Here is a 4,609-nt window from a genome sequence, read left to right on the forward strand (position 1 = left end):
TTGCAAGGACTCTACCAACTCCTGCAGAACAGCTCGGGCCATGAAGAGCGGATAGCGTTTAGAGTCTATGCAATCGTCCGGGATGCGACACTTAGTGCGGAAGCAACAAAAACTCGCATCGAGTCGGAGGTTCGGCGAGTCTGCAAGACCGTAACAGAGGGGGATACGTTGTACTTCTTCTATGCGGGCCACGGCTTCTCGAAGAATGACAAGAACTACATCACCTGTCACGACACGGTTCGCAAGGATCTGGCGCCTACCAGCATAGAACTTCAAGGGCTTCTCAAGGAGTTCGCGAAGTCGAAATGCAGAAACATCATCCTGTTCCTGGACTCTTGCCACAGCGGTCTGGAAATCGACGATAGCATGCGCAGCATCTTGTCGGATTTGAGTGACGATGACTTCCGCGATTTCTGCCGCACCGCCGAGCATCATCAAGCCTTCTCCGCATGCAAGCCTGACGAGCAGTCTCGCTCGGCGCCCTATCTGAAGCATGGCATCTGGACGTACTACGTACTCGAAGCGCTAAACGGCCGTGACAAGTCTGCACTCGAGCGCGGTAAGTTTCTTACAGCCTCTTCGCTACAGGCATACTTGAGTAACTCGGTACCCAAGAGCCCATACCTCCCGACAGGCGACTTGCAAACACCGATGGCGTGGGGGAACAAGACGCGCGAGTTCATCATTGCAGACTTCACGGAAATCTTCGCCGAGCAGGACGCAGCCGCGCGTATTGGCCTAGGAAAGTTCAAAGGTATCTCGATGCAAGGCCGCGTCATCGGGTTGATCAAGAAGTTGTCGGGATTCAAGAGTTCCAACAAAGTTCCGGCGGCAGTGAATGCCACTACGCGCGGATTTGTGCGCTCCGTTGCTTCCGATGAAATTGACCAGCGTGTGCAAGAGCTGGCCGACGCACTTAGGGCGTCCTTTGGCTACAAGCGCAAAGAACTACGGGTTGATCCTGACGGCACAATTGAAACACCTGACTTCGTTGTCGCGGTGGACATAAACATTGATCCGGACGACACGGCGAAATACATCATCTCCACGTCGGTTTGGGACATCAAGAACCCCGCGATTATTGCCTCCGCCGAATTCGCGGCAGTTTTCGATAGTGCGTTTGACCGAATGTGCTTCTCTGTATCCGGAAAGATCGATGTCAAGGCAGTCATTGACAAGGTCGAGGACGAGGATGATTCTCGAGGTCTTGAGATTAACTACCCATCGTCGGCAAAGTTTTGCACCATCACTGCGCCCGGACTGACGCCGCAGATCGAGGTCCATGCTGATCAAGTGATCGTTCAGTTTCGTTCGAAGCAATCCGTGCAGGCTCTCTTGAGCGAAGGCCAGTCGTTCACGAAGCTTGTGTCGAACAACGGTGGCTCGCTTGGGACCGCTCTTCGGCTCTTGACCTGAAGAGGTAACTGCCCCACACAGCGAGCGAGCAATGCTCCGATGGCCCCACTGCGGTTGGACGGTCTGCTTCCAGTGCTCAGCATTTCTGTCTGCTTTTGGCCGATAGTACCCATTCGTGACCGAGATGTGAACGGCAGCAACCGCTGCCAAGCTGACACCCACCCCTCAACCGGCCAGGTAGTTCCGTCATTTGGTATCGCCCCGGTTTTCACCCCCCCAGCCCTAGAACAGCACCTTCTGCGCGCTCGTCAACGTTGCAAAGCTGTCCCCCAGAGGCTGAAGAATCGCATCTGCATGGGCTGCAGTTGCTTGACGAGGTAGTGCTCATAGTCGATGCAACAATGCCGGGCCGTACCCACAAAGCAAGCCAGCAGCGCTCCAGTGAGCATGGGGATCGCATATCCAGGGGCAAAGCCAACCGCTCAGTATCCCTGCTGCATGTACGCGACGCATCCCCCAAATGTGGGAGTGCCGGTCGGGCGGGTCCCGGGTAATTTGGTGGTCCATTCACTTAGAGAGGGATCACCATGCTTCAACAACGCCAAATGACACTGATCGCCGCAGTTGCCTCTGCGATGCTGTCAGCTGGATGCGCCACCACCTCGCCAGGCGTCGCTTACTACGACATGGCCGAGACAGCGAGACCCAAGGATGGTTTAGATGACGTGTTCGCCCTTGACCAGGCCGTCTTGAAGATTGAGTTCTCAGACGTACCCCCTCCGGCCGCAAAAGCGAATCCCGGCGCAGAGCTGGGTAAGAGCTCCGCCGCATCGCTGATAGGCAAGCTGCAGGCGAAATTCACTGTGGAAATCGTCGAAGACGGGCGGCGCATCGGCTTCAATGGGACAAACAATCTGTATAAAACCACGACTATCAATGTGACCAAACGGGACAACACGGAGCTGGTGCAGTCGGTCGGGGCAACGACGACAGAAAACCTCAAAAACAGCATCACGAAAATCGGCTCCATGCTTGCCGCTTTCGCCACAGTCGCACGCACGGACAACACGTCCCCGTGCAAATACTTGAATCTCAATGCAAAGATAGATTCAGGAAATGAAAGGCAGCTTAAAAGTTGGGCTCCCAAAGACAGTTGCGTAACCTATCGATTAGAGAAAGCTCCAGCAGACGCAATCGAATTTAAAGACATTCCTTGGGGACAGGAAGTGGGTACGTTCTACTACGCGGCATGCCGGACACTGGTAGTGGATATAAAAGGAGAAGGTAGGGAAATACAAACGCTGACATTCAAAGTGCCAGACCCTTATTTCGTTCAGGCTGTGCGGATCCCGTTCAAAGGATCCATAAAAAAACATAGCACTTGCGGTGTATCCACTGTCACCGAAGGCCAGGCAAGTCCCACCGCGTCCATCGAAGCGCTTACCGAGCTGATAACGCAAATCAACGCCATCAAGGAGGCCAACGACGGCAAGTGAAAGCCCAAATCTGCCAGGGCCCACATTGATGAGTCAAAATGACTAGGCCCTCCTACTGCCTCAGGCCATGAACAGCGTTCGATTTCCCATATTCGGCATGGCGTCACAGCTTCCGCAGCCTAAGGACCTCACGACGTTTGCAGACTTCGGGTTCTTGTCGAATGAGGCCGAGAGCATGCGTTGGAGCGGATCCACCGACACCAGCGCATACCTTGAGTTGGTCAAGACAGCCGTTTGCAACGTGCATGCTGATTTGCAGATCTTGCACGGGTCACCTATCGCCGGCAGCGAGTGGCCCGCGTTGGGTCTTTGGGAACGAACGCTTGAGGCATGCCAGGGGGCGGCCATGCTTGCAGACAGGGGCATGGTTCCCAGCGCTATTGCCCTGCTGCGAACTGGCTACGAGTGCCTGTTTTTCACGTGCGCACTATGGCGTGAAAAAAACGTGCTCGACCGTATGGAAAATAAGCACACTTCCGAGCTGTTCGCAATGGCAAAGCGCCTCAAGAAGGAGTTTTTTCCCGATGAACTTTCGCCCGAGGTCTGGGAAATGTTGCAATCCCATGCTGTAGAGCCGAAAGGCTCACAAATCTCCGCTTTTGAGGCGGCCGAGATAGCAGACATGAAGAAGGCCTACGCGAGCGTGTGGGCCGGTTTATCGACCCTCGGGACACATGCCACGACTCGAAGCCTTCACAGCTATGCTCCTCAGGTGAAAGGGGAGGAATTTCACAGCACTGTCGGGCCAAAGTTCACGGATGCAAACCAGGTCTTCAACCTTGCTCACGCCTGTTTGAGAATGGGCCAGCAGCACTTTCGTGCTCACTTCACCCAGTTCACTTTCGGACCACCCATTTCAGACCGATCTCCAGAAGAGAGGGGCACGGCCTCCTGAAAATGTGTAAAAGCACTGTTCAAGATTGAAATGCGTTTCCTAGGAATCCTTGATTTCGCTCACCCGGGCTGTCTATCGCATTGATCGAATCAACGACCGCCTCAGGCGAGTGCTGCGGCCTGCAGCGAGGGATGAATCCTATGGCTCGCGCCTGGCAAAGCTAGTGCTCGGCCAAAGCCTTGTCCGTGGCGTTCACCAACCCTTTGAGGAAGCGGATCGCTTTGTCCAAGTCATCGCGCTTCACCAGATGCGGGGCCGGAACACCCGCCGTGATCGACTTTGATCGATGCACTGCCTCCCCCCTTTTGGCAAGAAGATCGTCCAGCATTTTTCTGGCTGTCGCCGGCTCAAAGTGGAGCCACTTCCATCCAGCAGTCACGTCGACTTCAAGGTAGTCGAGGAAAATCCGGCGCGTTTTCTCAGAGTTCGGGTTGTGGAAACGCTTCAGCTCGTCATTGAGCCTGCTACTCACAAAGTTGCCGATTGGGCTGCCGCTCACGGCCTTCAAGCGCATGTTGACGGCCTCCGTCACGCGGTCTTCGACATAGGTTTCCCAAGCAGTCAGCGACATCACCAAGCCCGCCCGCTTAAGGGCTTCTGCTGTCGGAGCGACAGGGTCCTGCTTGTACATCGAGTCGATCAACGCTAGAAGCGCACAAGCGTCCTCAATCGCACTGTCAAAGGTTTCATGGGCTCGGGATATGGAACGGCTCATTGGGGTGATAGCAAGGTGTGTTTTTGCGCAATGATGCTATCAGGCGGCGGCCACTGAATCGCCCCGGCTGAACTAGACACCTTCGAGCCTCAAACCTGAGGCCCAATAGGAGGTGCCATGACAAAGCAGCCATATCCCGAAGAGTTC

Annotated in this window: 4 protein-coding genes; 3 read left to right on the top strand and 1 reads right to left on the bottom strand. The window is 55.0% G+C overall.

Translation table 11 applies throughout. The annotated features are described in order from the left end of the window. From ACIGHN_RS27945 to ACIGHN_RS27955, 3 genes are all read left to right on the top strand, one after another. Positions 1-1,416, top strand: a 1,416-nt coding sequence (locus tag ACIGHN_RS27945) for a caspase domain-containing protein (protein WP_396507574.1), incomplete at its 5' end; no start/stop codon positions are given. 527 nt (positions 1,417-1,943) lie between these two features. After that, positions 1,944-2,852, top strand: coding sequence for a hypothetical protein (locus ACIGHN_RS27950; RefSeq protein WP_396507576.1), 909 nt, complete (start codon positions 1,944-1,946; stop codon positions 2,850-2,852). A gap of 67 nt (positions 2,853-2,919) precedes the next feature. Continuing rightward, positions 2,920-3,747: a DUF5677 domain-containing protein gene (locus ACIGHN_RS27955; protein ID WP_396507578.1), complete on the top strand. Its 828-nt coding sequence runs from the start codon at positions 2,920-2,922 to the stop codon at positions 3,745-3,747. A 160-nt stretch (positions 3,748-3,907) separates the two neighbouring features. On the opposite strand, the gene ACIGHN_RS27960 is transcribed toward ACIGHN_RS27955, so the two are convergent. Continuing rightward, entirely contained in the window at positions 3,908-4,462 is a 555-nt protein-coding gene (locus ACIGHN_RS27960) for a HEPN domain-containing protein (protein ID WP_200926860.1), read from the bottom strand. Between the last annotated feature and the right edge of the window lie 147 nt (positions 4,463-4,609).

The organism is Acidovorax sp. NPDC077693 (assembly GCF_044542805.1).
Classification (GTDB): domain Bacteria; phylum Pseudomonadota; class Gammaproteobacteria; order Burkholderiales; family Burkholderiaceae_C; genus Acidovorax.